The organism is Micromonospora sp. ANENR4, assembly GCF_015354395.1.
GTDB lineage: Bacteria > Actinomycetota > Actinomycetes > Mycobacteriales > Micromonosporaceae > Micromonospora > Micromonospora aurantiaca.
This window is the reverse complement of sequence record NZ_JADKYQ010000014.1, coordinates 144320-164746: the sequence shown is the minus strand read 5'-3', so window position 1 is coordinate 164746 and position 20427 is coordinate 144320. Positions and strand designations below refer to the sequence as shown.

Genomic DNA, 20427 nt, shown 5'->3' with positions numbered 1-20427 from the left:
CGGGCCGGGCGCAGGAGGCGGGCAGTACGTGATCAGCATCGACCGGCCGACGGCCGATCTCGGCGACGTGCGGGTGACCAACCGGGCCGCGGTGCTCCGGCACGTCCGCCGGCACGCCCCCTGCTCCCGGGCCGACGTCGCCGCGCGCACCGGGCTGAACAAGGCCACCGTCTCCAGCCTGGTCGCCGAACTGATCGAGCACGGCCTGCTGCGCGAGACCGGGCTGACCGAGAACCGGGTCGGCCGCCCGGCCACCATGCTCGTGCTCGACGGCTCCCGCTACGCCGGGCTCGGCCTGCGCGTCGGCGCGGACGAACTGGTGGCGGTCGCCGCCGGGCTGGGCGGCGACCCGGTGCTCACCTGGCGGCGCGCGTTCCCCGCCGCCACCGCCGGCCCGGAGGAGACGGTGAAGGCGCTCGCCGCCCTGGTCCGGCGGGCCGTCACCCGCATCGGCGCCGACCGCACCGTGCTCGGCCTGACCGTTGCCGTACCAGGGCTGGTCGATCCGGACGGCGACGTGCCGGCCGCCCCGGCGCTGGGCTGGCGCGGTGTGCCGCTTGCCGCGTCGGTGCGCCGCGCGCTGCGCGACAGGGGCTTCCCCGTCACCGTCGACACCGAGGCCAACCTCGCCGTGCTGGCCGAGCGGCGGCACGGCCCGTACGCCGCCACCACCGACCTGGTGCACCTCACCGGCGGCCCGACGATCGGCGCGGGCCTGATCAGCGGCGGCCGGCTGCTGCGCGGCGGCCGCGGCTTCGCCGGCGACATCGGGCACCTGCCGCTGGCCGCCGACGGCCCGCCCTGCGACTGCGGGCGGCGCGGCTGCCTCACCGCGCTCCTCGGCGTGGACGCGGTGATCGGCCGGCTGCTGCCGGACGCCGGGCCGGTCACCGACCACCTGCCGGAGATCGAGCGGATCCAGGCCCTGGCCCGCGCCGGGGACGAGCCGGTACGGACCGGGCTCACCGAGATCGGCCGGCTGCTCGGGCAGGCGGTGTCGGTGCTGTCCGGGCTGCTCGACCCGGAGGTGGTGGTGGTCGGCGGCCACCTGGCGGCGCTCGCGCCGTGGCTGCTGCCGGCCGCCCACGCCGAACTCGCCGCCCGCACACCCGTCCCGCCCGGCGTACGGCTGGAGGTCAGCACGCTCGGGTCCGCGGCCGGCGCGCTGGGTGGGGCCACCGCCGCGCTGGCCACCGTGGAGGCGGGACGCCTGCCCGCCGGATGACCCCCTTGACTGCACCCGCCGGAAGGTGTCAACCTCGGTAGCGCCGCGTTCCGGGACCGGGCAACCTGCGAAGCGGCGTATTTTTCGGCGATTGTCGAAGCGCTTCACCACCGCTCCGGGCCGACACCGCCGAACCCCACCACCACCCCTTTCTCGCGTACGCGCCGCCGCATCACCGGCTCGTTCGTCGAAGCGCTTCGACGAAGGAGCGGCGGCCCGAACGCCGACCGGAGGCGCCCACCATGACCGACCTCGTCCCCCACCGTCTCGACGACCTGCTGGCCCGGCTCACGCTGCCGGAGAAGCTCGGCCTGCTGCACCAGTGGCAGGCGCCGGTGCCCCGGCTCGGCCTGCGCGCGTTCCGCACCGGCACCGAGGCGCTGCACGGCGTCGCGTGGCTCGGCACCGCCACCGTCTTCCCGCAGGCGATCGGCCTCGCCGCGAGCTGGAACCCGGACCTGATCCGGGCGGTCGGGTCCGCCGTCGGCGACGAGGTGCGGGTCAAGCACCGGGCCGACCCGGACCGCGTCGGCCTCAACGTGTGGGCGCCGGTGGTCAACCCGCTGCGCGACCCCCGGTGGGGGCGCAACGAGGAGGGCTGGTCCGAGGATCCGTGGCTGACCGGCCGGCTCGCCACCGCGTACGCGCTGGGGTTGCGCGGCGACCACCCGATCCGGCTGCGGACCGCGCCGACGCTCAAGCACTTCCTCGGCTACAACAACGAGACCGACCGGGCCACCACCTCCAGCGACCTGCCGCCGCGGGTGCTGCACGAGTACGAGCTGCCCGCGTTCCGCGCTCCCCTGGCGGCGGGCGCGGCGGTGGCGGTGATGGCGTCGTACAACCTGGTCGACGGCGTACCGGCGCACCTGAGCCCACTGATCGAGGGTGAGCTGCGCGGCTACGCCGACGACGAGATCATGGTGGTCGGTGACGCCGGGGCGGTCGGCAACATCGCCGGCGTGCAGGAGTACCTGCCCGACCACGTGGCCGGCTTCGCCGCTGCGCTGCGCGCCGGCATCGACAGTTTCACCGAGGACGACGAGGACAGCGCCCCCACAGTGGAGCGTCTCACCGAGGCGCTGGCGCGCGGGCTGATCGAGCCCTCCCACGTGGACCGGGCGGTGCGGCGGATCCTGTCCGTCCGGTCGCGGCTGGGCGACCTGGCCCCGGACCCGCACGACGACGTGCCGCCGGACACGCTCGACAGCCTCGCCCACCGGGAACTCGCCCGCGAGGCCGCCCGCCAGTCGGTGGTGCTGCTGCGCAACGACGGCCTGCTGCCGCTGCGCCCCGGCACCCGGGTCGCCGTGCTCGGCCCGCTCGCCGACACCGTGCTCACCGACTGGTACAGCGGCACCCCGCCGTACGCGATCAGCCCGTACGGCGGGCTGCTCGGGCGGCTGCCCGCTGTGACCACCCACCCCGGCACCGACCGGATCACCCTGCACGTCGGCGACCGGGCGGTACGCCAGGGCGACGAGGGCCCGCTGGCGCTCGGCGACAGCCCGGCCGAGTTCGACGTGGTCGACTGGGGGCAGGACGTGGTGGCGCTGCGCGCCGTGGACACCGGCCGCTACGTCGGCGCCGACGACACCGGGGCGCTCGTCGCCGACCGCGACGGGCCCGGCGGCTGGGTGGTACGCGAGACGTTCCGCCTGCACCACCGGCCCGACGGCACCGCGCTGCTGCACCACCTCTCCACCGGCCGGTACGTCGGCGTCGCACCTGACGGGCGGCTGAGCGTCGCCACCGGCGACCCGGCCGTGTTCACCGTGACGCTGCTCGTCGACGGAGCTGCCGCTGCCGCCGCGCTCGCCGCCGCCGCCGACGTGGCCGTGGTGGTGCTCGGCAACCACCCGATGGTCAACGGCCGGGAGACCGAGGACCGGGCCGACCTGGCGCTGCCCACCGGCCAGGCCGATCTGCTGCGGGCCGTGCACGCCGCGAACCCGCGTACCGTGCTGGCGCTGACCAGCAGCTACCCGTACGCGGCAGGCTGGGCGCAGGAACACGTGCCGGCGGTGCTGTGGAGCGCCCACGGTGGACAGGAGCACGGCAACGGGCTGGCGGACGTGCTGCTCGGCGCCGCCGACCCGGGCGGGCGGCTCACCCAGACCTGGTACGCCGACGCCGCCGAACTGCCCGACCTGCTCGACTACGACGTCATCGGCGCCGACACCACCTACCTGTACCACCGAGGTGAGCCGCTGTACCCGTTCGGGCACGGGCTCAGCTACGCCACGTTCGACTACGCTGACCTCCGGTTGAGCACCGGCACGGCGCGTGCCGGCGAGGAGGTGGAGGTGAGCGTCGAGGTCACCAACACGGGCCGCCGCCCGGGCACCGAGGTCGTGCAGCTCTACACCCGGCAGCGGCGCTCCCGGGTCAAGCAGCCGCTGCGGCAGTTGCGCGACTTCGCCCGCGTCACGCTCGACCCGGGCTGCGCCGCCCGGGTGACGCTGCGGCTGCGTACCGCCGATCTGGCCTGGTGGGACGAGACCCGCGCCGCGATGGTGGTGGAGGACGCCGTCCATTCCGTGCTGGTCGGCCGGTCCGCGCGCGACATCCGGCTGGCCGGCACGCTCGCCGTCACCGGCGGCGACGCCACGGCCGAGCCCGCGGGCACCAGCTTCGGGGCGGCCCGGTGACCGGCCGGACCCCCGGCGAGCAGGTCACCATCGCCGACGTGGCCCGCCACGCCGGGGTGGCCGCCAGCACCGTGTCGTACGTGCTCAGCGGCAAACGCACCATCTCGGCCACCACCCGCAGCCGGGTGCTCGCCAGCGTCCGCGCGCTCGGCTACCACCCGCACGCCGGGGCCCGCGCGCTGGCCAGCCGCAAGGCCAACGTGATCGCGCTGGTGCTGCCGCTGCGTACCGGCATGCAGGTGCCGGTGGTGATGCGTTTCGCCACCGCAGTGGTCACCACCGCCCGCGGCTACGACCACGACGTGCTGCTGGTCACCGCCGACGAGGGGCCGGCCGGGCTGCACCGCATCGCCGGCAGCGCACTCGTCGACGGCGTGCTGCTGATGGACGTGGAGCTGGAGGACTCCCGGGTGCCGCTGCTGCGGGACCTGGCGCTGCCGGGTGTCCTGATCGGGCACCCCGCCGACAGCACCGGGCTGGCCTGCGTGGACCTCGACTTCCGGCGCGCGGGCGAGCTGTGCGTGGAACACCTGGCCGCCGCCGGGCACCGGCGCATCGCGCTGCTCGGCGCGCCCGCCGCGGTCTACGACCGGGGCACCGGGTTCGCCCACCGCACCCGCGCCGGGGTACGCGCCGCCGCCGAGCGGCTCGGCGTCGACGCGGTGACCCGGCCCTGCGAGGAGGGACCGGCCGCGGTACGCCACGACCTGGAGGCGCTGCTCGCCGACCACCCGGACGTCACCGGGCTGGTGGTGCAGAACGAGTCGGCGGTCGGGCCGGTGCTCGCCACGCTGCCGCTGCTGGGCCGCCGGGTGCCCCGCGACGTGTCGGTGGTCGCGATCTGCCCGGACGAGCTGGCCGAACAATCGGGGCTCACCTGCGTACCGGTGCCCGCCGAGGAGGTCGGCAAGCAGGCGGTGGCGCTGCTGATGCGGCGGTTGAGCGGCGAGGGAGTGCCGGAGGTGACGTTGCTGGAGCCGCACCTCACCGTGCGGGACACCAGCGCCGCCCGGTGACGGCGCACCGCATCCACGACACCGCACCGGCAGGCCACTGGACGGACGCGTTCCTCACCGGCAACGGCGAGCTGGGACTGATGGTCCGCGGGCGGCCGCACGCGGAACGGATCGTGGTGAACCACCACCGGCTCGTCCTGCCCAACGGCACCCGGAACGCCCGCGCGCCCGAGCTGGCCGACCGGATGCCGCACATCCGCGCGCTGGTGCTCGCCGGGCGCCGGGCCGAGGCCGCCCGGCTGCTCACCGGCGGCCGGGAACTGAAGTGGACCCAGTCGTTCCACCCCGGGTACGCGCTCACGGTCGACGCGCCGCCCGGACCGGTACGCGACTACCGGCGCGACACCGACTTCACCAACGGCGAGGTGACCGTCGAGTGGTCGGGCGGGCGGCGGCGCTGCTTCGCCTCCCGCGCCGACGGCGTCGCGGTGCTGCACCTCGACCAGGGCGACTGCGTGGTGGGGGCGACCGGTGAGCTGCCCGGCAAGCCGGCCGACGTGGTCTACGAGCACGCCGCGTACCGCCGCGACGGGTTGGTGTTCCTGCGCGTACGCGCACGCTACCCGGACGCCGGCGGCGCGTGGGGGTTCGAGGGGCTGACCCTGCTGCGCGGCGACGTGACCGTCGACGGCGACCGGGTGCGGGTACGCGGACCGGCGCTGCTCACCACGCTCGTCGACCGGCCCGACGCGCCGCCCTGGCGGACCCGGGCCTCGGAGCGGCGGCTCGCCGCGGTGGCCGCCGACTACGGCACGCTGCTGGCCCGGCACGTACCTCGCCATCGTGGTCCGTACACCCGGGTCGGCCTGGACCTCGGCGTGCCCGCCGCCGACCGGGCGTTACCAGTCGGTGAGCTGCTGGCCAGGCAGGCCGCAACGCCGGACCGGCTGGACCCGGCGCTGCTGGAACGGCTGTTCCATGCCGGCCGGTACCTGCTGTTCAGCGCCAGCGGGGTGCTGCCGCCCCGGCTGACCGGGCTGTGGCTGGGCTCCTGGGACGCGGCGTGGGCCGGTGACTTCACCACCGACGCGAACCTGAACCTCCAACTGGCAGGCGCGAACGTGGGCGCGCTGCCGGAGGTGACAGCGGCGCACGCCCGGCTGGTCGCCGCCCAGGTGGACCACTGGCGTGCCAACGCCCGCGTGGTGTACGGGGCACGCGGGCTGCTGGCGCCCAGCCGCACCGACGGCGAGCACGGGCACCTGTTCCACGTCCACCCCGACTGGCCGTTCACCGCGTGGCTGGCCGGCGCGGACTGGCTGCTGCACCCGCTGCACGAACACCACCTGGTCACCGGTGAGCCGCTGGGCGAGGTGGCCGGCTGGCTGGCCGAGGTGGCGGACTTCTTCGCCGACGTGCTGACCGCAGTGGACGGCCGGCCGGCGCTGGTGCCGTCGTACTCGCCGGAGACCGGCCCGTACGACGGCACTCGCCGGATCGCGCCGGTCGCGGTGAACGCCACGATGGACGTCGCGGCGGCCCGGCACGCGCTGCGGCTGGCCGCCGAGGTGACAGGCGACGACAGGTGGGCCGGGGTGCGACCGCCGGACTACCTGGTGGACGGGCGCGGCGCGCTCGCCGAGTGGGCGTGGCCCGGCAGCACCGGCGACGAGGACCACCGGCACGTCAGCCACCTGTATCCGGTGTGGCCGCTGCACGAGATCGACAGGGACGACACCCCGGAGCTGGCCGTCGCCGCCCACCGGGCACTGACGCTGCGCGGCGACGAGAACCGGTCCGCGCACGGCAGCCTGCACCGGGCGCTGGCGGCGGCACGGCTGCGTGACGGCGACCTGGTCGCGGCGAACCTGCGCAAGATCGTCGGCGCGGACATGTTCTTCCGGTCGCTGATGAGCGCGCACAACCCGGGCCGGACCACGTACAACGCCGACGCCGCGCACGCGCTGCCGGCGGTGCTGATCGAGTCGCTGGTGCAGTCGCGCCCGGGAACGCTGCGGCTGCTGCCGGCGCCGCTGCCGGATCTGCCCGCCGGGACGCTGCGCGGCATCACCTGCCGGGGCCGGGTCACCGTCGAGGAGCTGACCTGGGCGCCGGGCCGGATCCGGGCGCGGCTGGTGTCGCCGGTGGCGCAGCGCGTGGTGGTGCACGCGCCCGGCGGCCACTGTGCGGTGGATCTGGCCCCGGACCGGCCGTACGAGGTGCTGTTCGCCTAGAGGTTGTCGGGCTGGTGCAGCGCCGGGTGGCTCTCGCCCGGCGCGGCGTACCAGGGCGGGGCGTCGTCGGTCAGCGCGGTGCCGATCCGCAGCCGTGCCCAGTCGTCCAGGTCGGGCAGTGCGTCCGGGGCGAACCAGGCCACCGCCAGCGACTCGTCGCCGTCGGCGGTCGGCGCGCCGCCGACCGCCCGGCAGCGGAACCAGATGTTCAGGTATTCGCAGGCGTCGCCGTTGGGGTAGACCACCGGGTGGGTGGCGACGCCGGCGAGCCGGTCGATCGCCACCTTGACGCCGGTCTCCTCGTGGACCTCGCGCACCAGCGCGTCGGCCGGCTGCTCGCCCGGGTCGACGGTGCCCGCCGGCACGGACCAGCGGCCGTTGTCGCCCCGGCGGGCCAGCAGCACCCGTCCCGCGTCGTCGGTGACCACGCCGCTGACGCCGTACAGCATGAGCAGGTCGTGGCCGACGTGGCGGCGCAGCCGGGCGATGTAGGGCGAGACGGCCATGCCGAGCAGGCTACCGGCGGTCCTGCCGGTGCCGCCGGACCATGCCCTCGGCCAGCGCCGCACCGTCCAGGTCACCGGCGGCCAGCCGGGTGGCGACGGTACGGCGCACCATCCGGTCCGCGAGGGCCGGAGCGTGGCGGGCCAGCGCCAGTTCGATCCGGCCGCGCCGGGTGGTGGCCACGTCCCGTGGCGCGCGCCGGGCGGTGGCGGCGCGCAGGATCGCCGCCACCACCCCCTCGACCGGCTCCGGGCGGGACACCCCGCTCAGCGACAGTCCGGCCGCCACCGTGCTGTCGTGGATCGGGGAGGCGACCATGCTCGGGTAGACGACGCTGACGCCGACGTGGGTGCCTACCTCGTGGCGCAACGCGTCGGCGTACGCGACGAGCGCCCGCTTGCTGACGCCGTACGCGGCTGCGAGGGGCAGCGGCAGCACCGCCATCCGGCTGGCCACGAAGATCACCCGGCCGCGGGCCGCCTCCAGGGCGGGCATCGCGGCGGCGGTGGTGCGCCAGGAGGCGAGCAGGTTCACCTCGATCTGGCGGCGTACCACCTCGTCCGGCGGCAGCTCGGCGGGCGCGGGCCCGCCCACCCCGGCGTTGTTGATCAGCAGGTCCAGCCCGCCGAGCCGGTCGACCGCTGCAGCCACCGCCGGTGGCGTCGCGGCCGGGTCGGTCAGGTCGACGCCGAGCACCGGCGGCGTGGCGTCGAGGTCGGCGTGCAGGTCCAGCCCGACCACCTGCGCGCCGGCGGCGGTCAGCGCCGCGCCCAGGTGCTGCCCGAACGTGCCCCGGGCGCCGGTGACCAGCACCCGCCGTCCGGCCAGCCCGCTGCCACGGACCGACGCGTCCACTCCGGCCCGCCCCTTGCCTGCCGCGCTCATCGTCCCGCTCCCGCGCGGCGCCGACCGGCGGCCAGTTCGCGGCCCAGCTCGGCCAGGTAGACGTCGAAGTCGACGCGCATGTGCGGGCGGCGCTGCCCCCACCGGGCGGTGGCGGCGCGCAGCTCGTCGCGGCAGGCGGCGGCCTGCCGGGCCGGGTCCGGTGGCGCCCAGGTGCCGGCCAGGCGCGCGGCCACCAGCCGGGCCTGCGCCTCGACCAGGGGGAACGCCGCGCCGGTGGACTGCATGAGCCCGACGAACGCCAGGCCAGGGGCGTCCAGGTGGAACACGTGCCGGTACAGCGGCAGCCGGTCGGCGCCGTCGCCGAGCAGCGCCGGGTCGAGGAACGGCATCTCGACCCGGTAGCCGGTGCACCAGACGACCAGGTCGACGTCGTCGTGGCGGCCGTCGGTGAACTCGACCCGGTCGCCGTCGAAGCGGGCGATGCCGGGCCGGGCCTGGATGTCGCCGTGGGTGAGCCGGGACAGCAGCGCGTCGGACAGCGTCGGGTGGTCCTGGAGGAAGCCGTGCGCCGGTGCTGGTAGCCCGTACCGGGTGGGCGGCCCGACCGCTGTGGTGATCATGGTCTGGCTGATCCGCTGGCGCAGCCGCCACGGCAGCCGGCGGGCCAGCGCGCCGTTGAGCGTGTCCGACGGGCGGCCGAGCAGGTACTTGGGTACCACCCAGACGCCGCGGCGCAGCGACAGCAGCGTCCGCGCGGCGGCGTACGAGGCGTCGACGGCGATGTCCATGGCGGAGTTGCCGCCGCCGACCACGAGGACACGGCGGCCGGCGAGCTGTTCCGGGCCGCGGTAGTCGTGGCTGTGCATCTGCTCGGCGGTGCACTCGCCCGGGTACGGCTCGGGCCGCTTCGGCACCCGGTTGTGCCCGTTGGCGACCACCACCGCCTCGACGTCGACAGCGACCGGGCCGTCCGGTCCGGTGGCCCGCACCCGCCAGCCGTCGCCGGTGCGGGTGACCCGGTCGACGGTGTGCCGCAGCCGTACCGCCTCGCGCAGCCCGAACCGGTCGGCGTAGTCGCCGAGGTAGCCCGCGATCCGGGTGTGGTCGGGGTAGTCCGGCCAGTCGGCGGGCATCGGGTGGTCGGCGAACTCGGTGCGTCCCCTGCTGGTGTTCAGGTGCAGCGTGCGGTACGCGGGCGAGCCGGGTGCGCCGTACACCCAGAGGCCGCCGAGCGTGTCGGCCGTCTCGAACGCGACGGCCGGGACACCGGCGTCGGCGAGCGCCTTGAGTGTGGCCAGGCCGGCGGCTCCGGCGCCGACGACAGCGACCCTGGGTGCGGCCATGCCCGCCTCCTTAATCCAACGACCGATGGATAATCCCCGGAGCGCGGGCCGGCGTCAAGGGCGGGTGCCTCCCGCGCCGCCGGCGTACAGCGCGTCGAGGAACCGGTGCACGAACGCCCGGAACTCCCGCCGCTCCCGCGCATCCGAGCCGGTCCCGGCGGCGAGCGCCACCACGTGCCCGTGCACCGCCCAGACCAGGGAACGCACCGTCACGTGCGGGGTCGGTTCGGTCAGGGCGCCCGCTCCGGACGCCGCCACCAGCAGCTCCTCGACCAGCCCGTACAGCGGGGCGGCGTAGCGGCGGTCCAGTTCGCCGTGCCGCTGCGGCTCCAGCCAGCGGCGCAGCCACAGCGCTGTCGTCTCCGGCCGGTCCTCCAGGAAGTCGACGAACACGTCCAGCAGGTCGTGCAGCGCGCGCAGCGCGTCCTGCGGGCCCGCCGCCAGGGCCGCCCGGGCGCGTTCCCCCGCCGCCTCGACGACCTGCCGCTCGGCGCTGAACACCCGGGCGAAGCAGGCGTCGTAGAGCTGCGCCTTGGTGCCGGTGTGGTGCACGACGGTGGCCGCGTCCACGCCCGCGGCGGCGGCGACGTCGCGGACGCTCACCGCGTCGAAGCCCCGCTCGGCGAACAACGCGGTGGCGGCGGCGAGCACCAGGTCACGGGTCGGCCGCTGGTCGTCGCGGCGGGGCCGACCGGGCCGGCGGCGGGGCATGGTCATCCGGCCATTGTTCCCCCTACAATCCAGCAACCGTTGGATTGGGGGCGGCGTGCCCCGAGGACAGGAGACCGCCATGACCGGGCTGGATCAGCGCTCCGACGCGGTCACCCTGCCGCGCGGCCCGCTCGTCGGGTTCGCCACCGGCTCGCTCGGCATGGGCGTCTGGGTCACCGTGCCGGGGCTGCTGCTGCTCTACTTCCTGACCGACGTGCTGGCCGTCGCGCCGTGGCTCGCCGGGCTCACGCTGCTGCTGCCGAAGATCGCCGACGTGCTGCTGCACCCGTGGATCGGGCACCGCTGCGACGTCGAGCAGGCCCGCCGGGGCCACCGCCGCCGGCTGCTGCTGGCCGGATGTGTGCTGCCGCTGGCGTTCGCCGCGCTGTTCGCGGTGCCCGGCGGCCTCACCGGCGCCGCCGCGGCCGGCTGGGTGGCGGTGTTCTTCGTCGCCGGCAACCTGCTGTTCGCCGCGTACCAGGTGCCCTACCTGGCGACCCCGGCGGACCTGCGGATCGGCTACCACGAGCGGACCCGGCTGATGGCGTTCCGGATGGTGGTGCTGACGCTCGGCATCCTGGTCTCCGGACTGCTCGCGCCGCTGCTGGCCGGCGGCGACGACGCCACACGCGACGGTTACCTGCGGATGGGCGTGGTGCTGGCGGCCGGGATGCTCGCCGCGATGCTGGTCGGCGTCGCCGGGATCGGCCGGTTGCGCCGTACCGCCGCCGACACGGCCCCGCCGCACGGCCCGGGCGGGTGGCGGGCGCTGGCGGCGAGCCTGCGGGACCGGCAGTTCCGCTGGCTGGTCGGCGCGTACCTGGCCATGTCCACCACCACCCACCTGGTGCTCGCCGGGGTGCCCTACTACGCCGAGTACGAGCTGGGCCGCCCCGGGCTCACGACGGTGCTGGTGGCCGGGTTCGTCGCACCGGCGCTGCTCGTCACGCCGGGCTGGCTGGCGGTGGCGCGGCGGATCGGCAAGCAACGCGCCCTGCTCGCCGCGCAGGCCGCGTTCGCCGCCGGGTCGCTGGTGCTGGCGATCGGCCGCCCCGCCGGGCTGCCGGTGCTGGTGGCCGCCGTGGCGGTGCTCGGGGTGGCGTTCGCCGGCATGCAACTGCTGCCATTCTCGATGCTGCCCGACGTGATCCGCGCGGCCGGCGGCACCGAGCGGGCCGGCACGTACACCGGGGTGTGGACCGCCACCGAGGCCACCGGTGCGGCGCTGGGTCCCTACGCGTACGCGCTGTGCCTCGCCGCCGGCGGGTTCGTGGCCTCGACCGCCGGGCAGAGCGTGACCCAGTCCCCGGCCGCGCTGGACGCGCTGCGCTACGGCTTCGGGTTGCTGCCCGCCGCCGTGATGGTGGTCGCGGTGCTGCTGCAACGCCGCTACACCCTCGACGGCGCGGCCCGCGCGGACGCGGCCCACTAGACTTCGCCCCCGATGGACGCCGAGCCCGCCACCGACACCCGACCCTGCGCCCACTGCGGACGCGACGTGCCGCAGCGCGTCGGCGCGGGCCGCCCGTTCCGCTACTGCCGGGACAACGACGGCGCCTGCCAGCGGGCCGCCCGCAACTCGCGGATGCGTCACCGCAACTCCCCCGGCCTGCCCGGGCAGGTGGCGCGCACCTGGGAGGCGGTGGACCGGCTCGACCAGATCGTGGAGACGCTCACCGAGGCGCTGCACGCCGAACTGTCCCCTGCCGGTGTGGAGCGGCAGCTCGCCGACCTGCGCGCGGAGACCGCCGCGCAGGTCGCCGCCGCGCACGCCGAACGCGACGAGGCCCGCCGTGAGGCCGAGGACGCGACCGCCGCGGCGGCCCGCGACCGGCAGCAGACCCACGCCGCATACGCCGACCGCGACGCCGCCGCCGACCGCGCCGAACGGGCGCAGGCCACCGCGTCCGCCGCCGCCGAGCGGGCCGCCGCCGCGGAGGAAGCCCGCGACGCCGCGCGCGCCGAGGCGGGTGCCGCGCAGGCGCTGCGGGTGCAGGCCGAACGCGACCGCGACGCCGCCCGGCACGAATTGCGCACGGTACGCACCGAACGCGACGCCGAACGCCGCCGCGCGGCCGAGCTGACCGCCGAACGGGACGCCGCCCGGGCCGACGCCGAGCGGGCCACCCGCTCCGCCACCGAGGCCCTGGACCGGGCCGAACAGTCCCGCGCCGAGGCGCAGGCCGCCCAGGCCCGGGCCGGCGAGGCGGAACGCGCGGCCCGGGCCGCCGCCGAACGTGCCGACGCCGAGGCCGCCGCCGCGCGGCAAGCAGTCGCCGAGCGGGACCGCGCCGACGCGGCACGCGCCGACGCCGAGGCGGCACTGGAACGAGCCCACGCCGAGGCTGCCGGTTCCGTCGAGCGCGCCCGTGCCGACGTGGCCGCCGCCGTCGAGCAGGCTGCCGCCCGTACCGCCGAACGGGACGCGCTGGCCGCGGAGCTGGCCGACGCGCGGCGGGCGGCGAGCGCCGCGGAGGCCCGGGCGGCCGACCTGGCCGCGCGGACGGCGGTGATCGAGGCCGACCGGGACGCCGCGCAGCGCCGGGCCGGGCAACTCGCCGACCAGGTCAGCGATCTGGCGACGGCGCTGGCGCGACTCGGTACGCGTACCGGCTGATGCCGCCACGGGCTGGGAACGGGGCAGCGCCACACCCGGGCCGGCGGCGAGGATCGGGGCATGGGAAAGACGTACGAGCGCATCGACGGCCGGCTGCGGGACTTCATCGAGGCGCAGCCGATGTTCTTCGTGGCCACCGCCCCGCTGTCCGGTGACGGCACCGTCAACCTGTCCCCGAAGGGGCTGCGCGGCTGCTTCGCGGTGCTCGACGAGCACACCGTGGCGTACCTCGACTTCGCCGGCAGCAACGCCGAGACCATCGCCCACCTGCGGGAGAACGGCCGGATCACGCTGATGTGGTGCGCGTTCGCCGGCCCGCCGAACATCGTGCGGGTGCACGGCCGAGGCGAGCCGGTGTTCCGCGACGACCCGCGCTGGCCCGGCCTGCTGACCCGCTTCCCGGACATCGACCCGGGCCCGCACGGCCTGCGGGCCATCATCGTGGTGCGCGCCGAGCTGGTCCGCGACACCTGCGGCTACGCGGTGCCGTTCATGACCTACGACGCCGACCGTGACCTGCACGAACGGCGGTTCTCCCGGGAGGACGACGCGTCGCTGAGCGCATACTTCGCCGGCAAGGACCACGTCGCCACCAGCATCGACGGGCTGCCCGGCCTGCCGCTGCCGCTGCCGCCGACCCCGGCGGGCTGAGCGCGGTCAGTGGATGCCGGCCATCAGGTGCCGGATCTGGCGGGTGAACATCACCGCGGCCAGGCCCAGCACCACCGAGGCCAGCCCGAAGGTCAGGAAGTACACCGGCTGGGACCACGTGCCGGCCAGCCGGGCCACCTGGCCGCCGATGGCGTCGCCGACGGCGGTGGCGAGGAACCACAGGCCCAGCATCTGGCTCGCGTACTTCACCGGGGCGAGTTTCGTGGTGGCGGACAGGCCGACCGGGCTCAGGGACAGCTCACCGGCGACCTGGACCGCGTACACCGCGACGAGCCACAGCGGTGAGACCAGGTCGCCGCCGACGGCGGCCTGCGCGGCGGCGGCCATCAGTACGAACGACAGGCCGTTGAGTACCAGGCCGACGGCGAACTTCGTGGGCGTGGACACCCGGTGGCCGAGTTTGAGCCACAGCGCGGCGGCCAGCGGCGCGCCGATGATGATGAGGATCGGATTCACCGACTGCAACCAGGACGCCGGGAACGTGAACCCGCCCACCGACCTGTCGGTCTGGTCGGCGGCGAAGATGTTCAGCACCGACCCGGCCTGGTCGTAGATGAGCCAGAACGAGGCGGCGAACAGGAAGAGCCACACGTACGCCTTCATCCGGCTGCGTTCGGTGTCGCTGATCTCCCGGTCGGTGAGGATCCGCGCGAAGTAGCCGACGGTGACCAGCACCGTCACCACTGTGAGCAGGTTGACCACCGTGTCGACGGTGAACCAGCCGGCCACCAGCAGCACCAGCAGGACGGCGAGCACCACCACCGATGCCACGCCGATGCGGGTCAGCGCGCGCCGCCGGTCGGCGCCCAGCAGCGGGTCCGCCGGACGCGCGCCGGCGTCACCGAGGTTGCGGCGGCCCAGCACGTACTGGAGCACGCCGAAGGTCATGCCGACCGCGGCGGCGCCGAACCCCAGATGCCAGTTGATCTTCTCGCCGAGGAAGCCGGTGATCAGTGGCGCGATGAACGCGCCCAGGTTGATGCCCATGTAGAAGATGGAGAACCCGGCGTCGCGGCGCGGCGAGTCCCGTTCGTACAGGTCACCGACCATGGTGGAGATGTTCGGTTTGAGCAGGCCGGTGCCGAGCACGATCAGCGCCATGCCGGCGAACACGCTCCACCCGGCAGGGATCGCCATCACGTAGTGACCGGCGGCGATCACCACGCCGCCCCACAGCACGCTGCGCCGCGCGCCGATCAGCCGGTCGGCGACCCAGCCGCCGGGCAGCGCCATCAGGTAGACCATGGCGTTGTAGGTGCCGTACACCGCGTTGGCGCTGGACTCGCCGAGGTCCAGTCCGCCGTCGGCGACCGCAGCGGTCAGGTACAGCACGAGGATCGCCCGCATGCCGTAGAAGCTGAACCGCTCCCACATCTCGGTGAGGAAGAGCGTGGACAGCGCGCGGGGGTGACCGAAGAAGGTCTTCCCGGCTGGTGGTCGGGCCCCGACCGGCGCGTCACTGCTCATCGTCACCTCCGGCACGCAAACAGGTGGGTAACATCCCCGTTGACAGGCGAAACACTCCACCGATTCGGCCCGGCCGGGGACGACCCCGCCGGGCAGCTGTCATGGCCGGTTACCCTTGACACTCCCGACCCGCGTACGGCCCTGCCGCGTGGGCCGGGAATGGGCGAGCGGTGACCGGCCGTTACACCTGAAGACCAGCACCACGAACGAGGGGAAGTCGATCATGGGCGAGCGCATGCTGCGCGGTAGCCGGCTGGGAGCGGTCAGCTACGAGTCCGACCGCAACACGGAGCTCGCGCCGCGCCAGACCCGCGAGTACCTCTGCGCCAAGGGCCACCAGTTCGAGGTGCCGTTCGCCGTCGACGCCGAGGTCCCGACGACCTGGGAGTGCAAGTTCGACGGCAGCGTCGCCCGCCTGGTCGACGGCACCGAGCCGGAGCAGAAGAAGGCCAAGCCGCCGCGTACCCACTGGGACATGCTGCTGGAGCGGCGCTCGATCGCCGAGCTGGAGGACATCCTCGCCGAGCGGCTCCAGGAGGTCCGGACCCGCCGCGGTCGTGCCTGACCGTCCGTAACGCGCCGAAACGCCCCCGGGATCACCCGGGGGCGTTGTCGTTGCCCGGGCGAAGCCCCGCCAGTTCGGGGAGGTGGCGGTATCGCACGCGCTCTGATGCCGCCACCTCCCCGAACTGGTGTCGATCAAGCGAGCGGGGTGGCGGGGCGCACGTCAGCGGTCGACGATCTCGCCCTCGATGGCCTTGCCCGGGTCGGTGACCGGCTGCGGCGACGGCACGGGACCAGGCGACGGGGCCGGAGCGGGCTCCGGGGTCGGCTGCGGCGCACCCCGGTACACACGCACCCGGCGCGGCCCGAACAGGTCACCGGCGACCATCGACGACACCCGCCGCTCGGTGGCCCGGCGCACCCCGCCACCGGCCAGCCGGCGCAGCGGCGGGACCAGCAACAGCAGGCCCACCACGCCGCTGACCAGGCCCGGCATAGCCAGCAGCAGCGCACCCAGCAGACCGACGAGGCCGTCTGTCACCTCGGCACCCGGCGGCCGGCCGGCCTGCGCCGCCGCGCGGAAACCGCGCCACGCCCGCATGCCCTCGCGGCGCAGCAGCACCAGCCCCAGCAGGGACGCCCCGAACACCAGCAGCACCGCCGCGCCGAACCCGACGGCCCGGCCGACCAGCACGAAAACGGTCAGCTCCAGCAGCGCGAACAGCAGCAGGGCCGGTGGTACGTACTTCAGTCCTCGGCGCATCTCACCTCATCAGCCCGGGGTCATCACGCCCCTCAAGCATGACACGCCCTCGCTCAAGGCCAGCGCGCGAGCGCGTCCGGGCGGGCAGGAGCGGTCGCCAGGCGGTCCCGCACCCCCCAGCGGGTGACCCGCCACAACGCCTCCGCCACGATCAGCGGGCTCATCTTGCTGTCGCCGTGTTCCCGCTCGGCGAACGTGATCGGCACCTCCACGATCCGGACCCCGGCGCGGTGCGCCAGCCGCGACAGCTCCACCTGGAACGCGTACCCCTGGGACCGCACCGAATCCAGGTCGATCGCGTCCAGCGCACTGGACCGGTACACCCGGTAGCCGCCGGTGGCGTCGCTGACCGGCATGCCCAGCGCCAGCCGCGCGTACAGGTTGCCGACCCGGGACAGCAGCAGCCGCCGCCACGGCCAGTTCAGCACCCGCGCGCCGCGCGTCCACCGGGAGCCGATCACCACGTCGGCGTCGCGGGCGGCGTGCAGCAGCGCCGGCAGATCCTCCGGGGCGTGCGAGCCGTCGGCGTCCATCTCCACCACCGCGTCGTAGCCGCGGGAGCGCGCCCAGGCGAACCCGGCCAGGTAGGCCGCGCCGAGTCCTTCCTTGCCGGCCCGGTGCAGCACGTGCACCCCGGGGTCGCCGTCGGCGATCGTGTCGGCGATCGCGCCGGTGCCGTCGGGGCTGTTGTCGTCGGCGACGAGGACGTCCACCGCCGGTGCCGCCTCGCGTACCCGGGCGACGATGCGCCCGACGTTGTCGGCCTCGTTGTAGGTGGGGATGACCACCAGGACCCGCCCCACCCCGGGATGGCCGACCGTCCGCCTGTCGGCTGCCACGCCCACCGTCGCACCGCCTCTCGTCGGCTCAGCCGGGAGCGACCTCCCGGCGGCGGCGCAGCACGGCCGCGCCGGCCAGGGCCGCGACCGCCAGCGCCGTCAGCGCCACCTCCGGCCACACCCCGGCCGTGGTCGCCGGGGTACGCCCGTCACCGAGTTCCATCTGCCGCACCACCACCGCGGCGGTGTTGAACCCGGTCGCACCGTCTACCCGCCCGTCCGGGGAAACGAACCCGGACACACCGACAGTGGATGCCATCAACGCGGCCCGGCCGTGCTCCACGGCCCGCAGCCGCACCATCGCCAGCTGCTGGCGGGCCTCGGCCACGTCGAACGTGGCGTTGTTCGTCTGCACCACCAGCAGCTGCGCGCCGCCGGTGACGGTGTCCCGGACGATGCCGTCGTAGGCGACCTCGAAGCAGATCACGTCGCCGAGCACGGCCGGGCCGGTGTTCAGCACGCCGGGACGGTCACCGGCTACGAAATCGGACCGGACCCGGTCGACCTGGGAGCTGACCTTGCGGGCGATGGAGCGCAGCGGCACGTACTCGGCGAACGGCACCGGATGCCGCTTCGTGTACACCTGGTCCAGATCCGGGCCGGTGCCCGGCCGCCACAGCAGCCCCGCGTTGCGCACCTCACCCGGCCCGGGCCCGACCAGCACCGCGCCGACCAGGATCGGCGCGCCGATCGCGTCGGCGGCCTGGGAGATCCGCTCCCCCGCGCCCGGGTTGCGCAGCGGGTCGATGTCGCTGGAGTTCTCCGGCCACACCACCACGTCCGGACGGTCCTGGCCGCCCTCGGCGACCCGCCGCGCCAGCTCCAGCGTCGCGTCGACGTGGTTGTTCAGCACCGCCTGCCGCTGGGCGTTGAAGTCCAGCCCGAGGCGCGGCACGTTGCCCTGCACGATCGCGACGGTGACGGTGTCGCCCGCGCCGCGTACCCCGGTCGGCACGGCCGTGCCGGCGGCGAGCAGCGCCACCAGCGCGGCGGTGAGCCCGGCGACCGGCCGCCACTGCCCGGGCGCACGCCGCCAGTCCCGCCACGCGGCGGTGACCAGCAGCCCACCGGCGACCGCGACGGCGAACGTGACCAGCGGAGCGCCGCCGAGCGCGGCGAGTTTCAGCAGCGGCGACGTGTCCTGGCTGAACGCGAGCCGGCCCCACGGGAACCCGCCGAACGGGGTGCGGTCACGCAGCGCCTCCTGCCCCACCCACAGCACACCGGTGAGCAGCGGCCACGACGCCCGGTGCCGGTCGGCCAGCGGCGACACCCAGGCGGTGGCGGCGCCCAGCAGCGCCAGATAGGCGGCCTGCAGCAGCGACAGCAGAGCCCACGGCAGGTAGCCGGTGTGCAGGTTCGTCCACTCCAGCAGCGGCGCGAACAGCGCCACCCCGGTCAGGAAGCCCAGTCCCGCGCCGGCGCGCAGCCGGCGCCGGTGCGCCGCGGCGGCCAGCAACGCCACCCCGACCGGCGCGAGCGGCCACATCCCGTACGGTGGGAACGCCAGCAGCAGCGCCAGCCCGGCCAGCACGGCGGCCGGCACGGCGAGCGTCAGCGGCAGGGGACGCGCCCCCTCGGCGATGGTGCGCGACTGCTCCTGCTCCAGCGTCGTCACCGGCTTCTCCCCACGGTCACGGGCCGAAGGCTACCCGCCCGTACCGGTCGTCGGCCCGCACCCCTGTGCCACCGATCGGACAACAGCGCCGCGTCGGGCGGGGCCCGCTGCCATGCTCGGCAGCATGAGCGTTGAGCGGGGACGGGGCCGTGTCCTGCCGACCGCGCCCGGCTCGCGCGTCACCCGGGTGGAGTTGTTCTACGACCTCGTGTTCGTGTTCGCGTTCCTGAACGTCACCAACGTCCTCTCCGAAACCCTGAGCGGCAGGTCGTTGCTGGCCGGGCTGGCATTGCTGTTGCTGCTGTGGTGGTGCTGGGTGTCCTTCGCCGCCCTGGGCAACGTCGTCCGCACCGACCAGGGGGTGATGCCGCTTGTCGGCGCGGTGACGGTGGCCGCGCTGTTCGTGCTGACGCTGAGCACACCGTCGGCGTTCGCCGAGGAGCCGGCGCAGCAGCAGTCCGGTCCGCCCGGTCTGGTCTTGTTCGCCTGCTGCTACCTCATCATCCGGGCGGCCCAGGTGCTGGTGTTCCTGGCCCGCAGCAGCCGCCGCGGACGGACCGCCCTGCGCCTCGGTCTCCCACCGCTGACCAGCGTGGCGTTGATCCTCTCCACCAAGGCCCTGCCCGAGTCACCCCAGCAGCCCTGGGGGAGGTGGCTGCCGCTGGCGCTGTGGCTGGCCGCGGTCTGCATCGAGTACACCTCCGGGGGACTCGCCCCCAGCGCCGGGCTGACAGTCGTGTCCGCCGCCCACTGGGCCGAGCGGTACGCGCTGATCCTGCTCATCGCGCTCGGCGAGTCGATCATTTCGCTCGGGCTGGGACCGAAGCTGAGCGCCGGCTTGCCGGCCACGTGGCCGGTGATCGTGGCGTCGGTGCTCGGCGTCACCATCATCGCGTCCCTGTGGTGGCTGTACTTCGACACTCTGGCACCCGCGCTGGAGCAGCGGCTGCATCGCACCCGCGACGTCCGGGCACGGGCGGCGCTCGCCCGCGACGCCTACGCCTACCTGCACCTGCCGCTGATCACCGGGATCATCCTGTTCGCCCTCGGGCTCAAGCGCTACCTCACCGTCATCTCCCACCCGCACGGCGATCCCTGGTGGGAACACGCCGCCGAGCTGGACAGCCGGGTGCTGTTCGCCGGGGTGGTCATCTACATGTTGGGACTGCTGGCGCTGGCGGTGCGGGCGACCGGCCGGATTCCGGCGGTCGCCACCGGTGTGGTGCTCGTGCTGGCGGTGGGGCTGCCGTGGGCGGGCCGGCTGCCGGTGGTGGCCGCTCTGGCGATCCTGGCGGCGGTCAGCGTCTTCCTGGTGCTGTTCGGTCTGCGCGCGGGTGATCCCTGGCGTCGTCAGGTGCGCCGGACCGCGTTGGACGAGCAGGTCGCCGCCGAGCGGGAGCAGTCCGAATGGCGTCGGCGTCACCTGTGACCGGCGGGTGGGGAGTGTGGGCGGTGCCGGCGACAGGCGACAATCGGG

General features: G+C 75.1%; 17 protein-coding genes. 9 read left to right on the top strand and 8 right to left on the bottom strand.

Annotated features, from left to right (window positions below; all coding sequences use genetic code 11):
• The first annotated feature begins 28 nt into the window (after positions 1–28).
• From IRY44_RS24325 to IRY44_RS24310, 4 genes are all read left to right on the top strand, one after another.
• Positions 29–1225 carry an ROK family transcriptional regulator gene (locus IRY44_RS24325; RefSeq protein ID WP_194802530.1) on the top strand — a complete coding sequence of 399 codons (1197 nt, stop codon included), beginning with the start codon at positions 29–31 and terminating at the stop codon, positions 1223–1225.
• A gap of 242 nt (positions 1226–1467) precedes the next feature.
• Positions 1468–3876, top strand: coding sequence for a beta-glucosidase (locus tag IRY44_RS24320; RefSeq protein ID WP_194802529.1), 2409 nt, complete (start codon positions 1468–1470; stop codon positions 3874–3876).
• Positions 3873–4892, top strand: a complete 1020-nt coding sequence (locus IRY44_RS24315) for a LacI family DNA-binding transcriptional regulator (RefSeq protein WP_194802528.1) — start codon at positions 3873–3875, stop codon at positions 4890–4892. Before IRY44_RS24320 ends, IRY44_RS24315 begins: the two co-directional genes overlap by 4 nt.
• Positions 4889–7066: a glycoside hydrolase N-terminal domain-containing protein gene (locus tag IRY44_RS24310; RefSeq protein ID WP_194802527.1), complete on the top strand. Its 2178-nt coding sequence runs from the start codon at positions 4889–4891 to the stop codon at positions 7064–7066. The genes IRY44_RS24315 and IRY44_RS24310 overlap by 4 nt, the downstream gene beginning before the upstream one ends.
• Here the strand turns inward: IRY44_RS24310 and IRY44_RS24305 are convergent.
• From IRY44_RS24305 to IRY44_RS24290, 4 genes are read right to left on the bottom strand one after another with little or no spacing between them, the layout of a single operon-like run.
• Positions 7063–7572 (bottom strand): NUDIX domain-containing protein, encoded by a 510-nt coding sequence (locus IRY44_RS24305; RefSeq protein WP_194802526.1) that lies wholly within the window; start codon positions 7570–7572, stop codon positions 7063–7065. The genes IRY44_RS24310 and IRY44_RS24305 overlap by 4 nt on opposite strands.
• A gap of 10 nt (positions 7573–7582) precedes the next feature.
• Positions 7583–8455 carry an SDR family oxidoreductase gene (locus tag IRY44_RS24300; protein WP_194802525.1) on the bottom strand — a complete coding sequence of 291 codons (873 nt, stop codon included), beginning with the start codon at positions 8453–8455 and terminating at the stop codon, positions 7583–7585.
• A complete protein-coding gene (locus tag IRY44_RS24295) occupies positions 8452–9759 on the bottom strand; it encodes an NAD(P)/FAD-dependent oxidoreductase (RefSeq protein WP_194802524.1) in 1308 nt (435 codons plus the stop codon). The genes IRY44_RS24300 and IRY44_RS24295 overlap by 4 nt, the downstream gene beginning before the upstream one ends.
• 54 nt (positions 9760–9813) lie before the next feature.
• Positions 9814–10476: a TetR/AcrR family transcriptional regulator gene (locus tag IRY44_RS24290; protein ID WP_228532688.1), complete on the bottom strand. Its 663-nt coding sequence runs from the start codon at positions 10474–10476 to the stop codon at positions 9814–9816.
• 73 nt (positions 10477–10549) lie between these two features.
• Between IRY44_RS24290 and IRY44_RS24285 the strand changes: the two genes are divergently transcribed.
• Genes IRY44_RS24285 through IRY44_RS24275 form a run of 3 tightly spaced genes read left to right on the top strand, consistent with a single transcriptional unit; the run spans position 10550 to position 13738 of the window.
• Complete coding sequence (locus IRY44_RS24285; protein ID WP_194802523.1) at positions 10550–11902, top strand: MFS transporter; 1353 nt, start codon at positions 10550–10552, stop codon at positions 11900–11902.
• Between the two features lie 12 nt (positions 11903–11914).
• Positions 11915–13087: a hypothetical protein gene (locus tag IRY44_RS24280; protein ID WP_194802522.1), complete on the top strand. Its 1173-nt coding sequence runs from the start codon at positions 11915–11917 to the stop codon at positions 13085–13087.
• Positions 13088–13147: 60 nt separating this feature from the next.
• Entirely contained in the window at positions 13148–13738 is a 591-nt protein-coding gene (locus tag IRY44_RS24275; RefSeq protein ID WP_194802521.1) for a pyridoxamine 5'-phosphate oxidase family protein, read from the top strand.
• Positions 13739–13744: 6 nt separating this feature from the next.
• Here IRY44_RS24275 and IRY44_RS24270 read toward each other — a convergent pair whose 3' ends face one another.
• Positions 13745–15226, bottom strand: coding sequence for a peptide MFS transporter (locus IRY44_RS24270; protein ID WP_194802520.1), 1482 nt, complete (start codon positions 15224–15226; stop codon positions 13745–13747).
• Positions 15227–15449: 223 nt separating this feature from the next.
• On the opposite strand from IRY44_RS24270, the gene IRY44_RS24265 reads away from it, so the two are divergent.
• On the top strand, positions 15450–15791 hold the full coding sequence (locus tag IRY44_RS24265) for an RNA polymerase-binding protein RbpA (RefSeq protein ID WP_007070998.1): 342 nt from the start codon (positions 15450–15452) through the stop codon (positions 15789–15791).
• A 162-nt stretch (positions 15792–15953) separates the two neighbouring features.
• Here the strand turns inward: IRY44_RS24265 and IRY44_RS24260 are convergent, their stop codons facing one another.
• Genes IRY44_RS24260 through lnt form a run of 3 tightly spaced genes read right to left on the bottom strand, consistent with a single transcriptional unit; the run spans position 15954 to position 18950 of the window.
• The gene (locus tag IRY44_RS24260) at positions 15954–16493 is read right to left on the bottom strand and encodes an FxsA family protein (RefSeq protein ID WP_194802519.1); all 540 of its coding nucleotides are present in this window, start codon (positions 16491–16493) and stop codon (positions 15954–15956) included.
• Positions 16494–16546: 53 nt separating this feature from the next.
• Positions 16547–17338: a polyprenol monophosphomannose synthase gene (locus IRY44_RS24255; protein ID WP_194802518.1), complete on the bottom strand. Its 792-nt coding sequence runs from the start codon at positions 17336–17338 to the stop codon at positions 16547–16549.
• Between the two features lie 22 nt (positions 17339–17360).
• Positions 17361–18950 carry an apolipoprotein N-acyltransferase gene (gene lnt, locus IRY44_RS24250; protein WP_194802517.1) on the bottom strand — a complete coding sequence of 530 codons (1590 nt, stop codon included), beginning with the start codon at positions 18948–18950 and terminating at the stop codon, positions 17361–17363.
• Between the two features lie 112 nt (positions 18951–19062).
• Here lnt and IRY44_RS24245 point away from each other — a divergent pair, with 112 nt between their 5' ends.
• Positions 19063–20379, top strand: a complete 1317-nt coding sequence (locus IRY44_RS24245; protein ID WP_194802516.1) for a low temperature requirement protein A — start codon at positions 19063–19065, stop codon at positions 20377–20379.
• Positions 20380–20427: the final 48 nt, after the last annotated feature.

What these genes read in the sequence shown, in the direction of transcription:
- IRY44_RS24320 (WP_194802529.1), top strand. Translation starts at nt 1,468, where the DNA reads ATGACCGACCTCGTCCCCCACCGTCTCGACGACCTGCTGGCCCGGCTC.
- IRY44_RS24305 (WP_194802526.1), bottom strand. Translation starts at nt 7,572, where the DNA reads ATGGCCGTCTCGCCCTACATCGCCCGGCTGCGCCGCCACGTCGGCCAC.
- IRY44_RS24300 (WP_194802525.1), bottom strand. Translation starts at nt 8,455, where the DNA reads ATGAGCGCGGCAGGCAAGGGGCGGGCCGGAGTGGACGCGTCGGTCCGT.
- IRY44_RS24295 (WP_194802524.1), bottom strand. Translation starts at nt 9,759, where the DNA reads ATGGCCGCACCCAGGGTCGCTGTCGTCGGCGCCGGAGCCGCCGGCCTG.
- IRY44_RS24290 (WP_228532688.1), bottom strand. Translation starts at nt 10,476, where the DNA reads ATGACCATGCCCCGCCGCCGGCCCGGTCGGCCCCGCCGCGACGACCAG.
- IRY44_RS24285 (WP_194802523.1), top strand. Translation starts at nt 10,550, where the DNA reads ATGACCGGGCTGGATCAGCGCTCCGACGCGGTCACCCTGCCGCGCGGC.
- IRY44_RS24280 (WP_194802522.1), top strand. Translation starts at nt 11,915, where the DNA reads ATGGACGCCGAGCCCGCCACCGACACCCGACCCTGCGCCCACTGCGGA.
- IRY44_RS24275 (WP_194802521.1), top strand. Translation starts at nt 13,148, where the DNA reads ATGGGAAAGACGTACGAGCGCATCGACGGCCGGCTGCGGGACTTCATC.
- IRY44_RS24270 (WP_194802520.1), bottom strand. Translation starts at nt 15,226, where the DNA reads ATGAGCAGTGACGCGCCGGTCGGGGCCCGACCACCAGCCGGGAAGACC.
- IRY44_RS24265 (WP_007070998.1), top strand. Translation starts at nt 15,450, where the DNA reads ATGGGCGAGCGCATGCTGCGCGGTAGCCGGCTGGGAGCGGTCAGCTAC.
- IRY44_RS24260 (WP_194802519.1), bottom strand. Translation starts at nt 16,493, where the DNA reads ATGCGCCGAGGACTGAAGTACGTACCACCGGCCCTGCTGCTGTTCGCG.
- IRY44_RS24245 (WP_194802516.1), top strand. Translation starts at nt 19,063, where the DNA reads ATGCTCGGCAGCATGAGCGTTGAGCGGGGACGGGGCCGTGTCCTGCCG.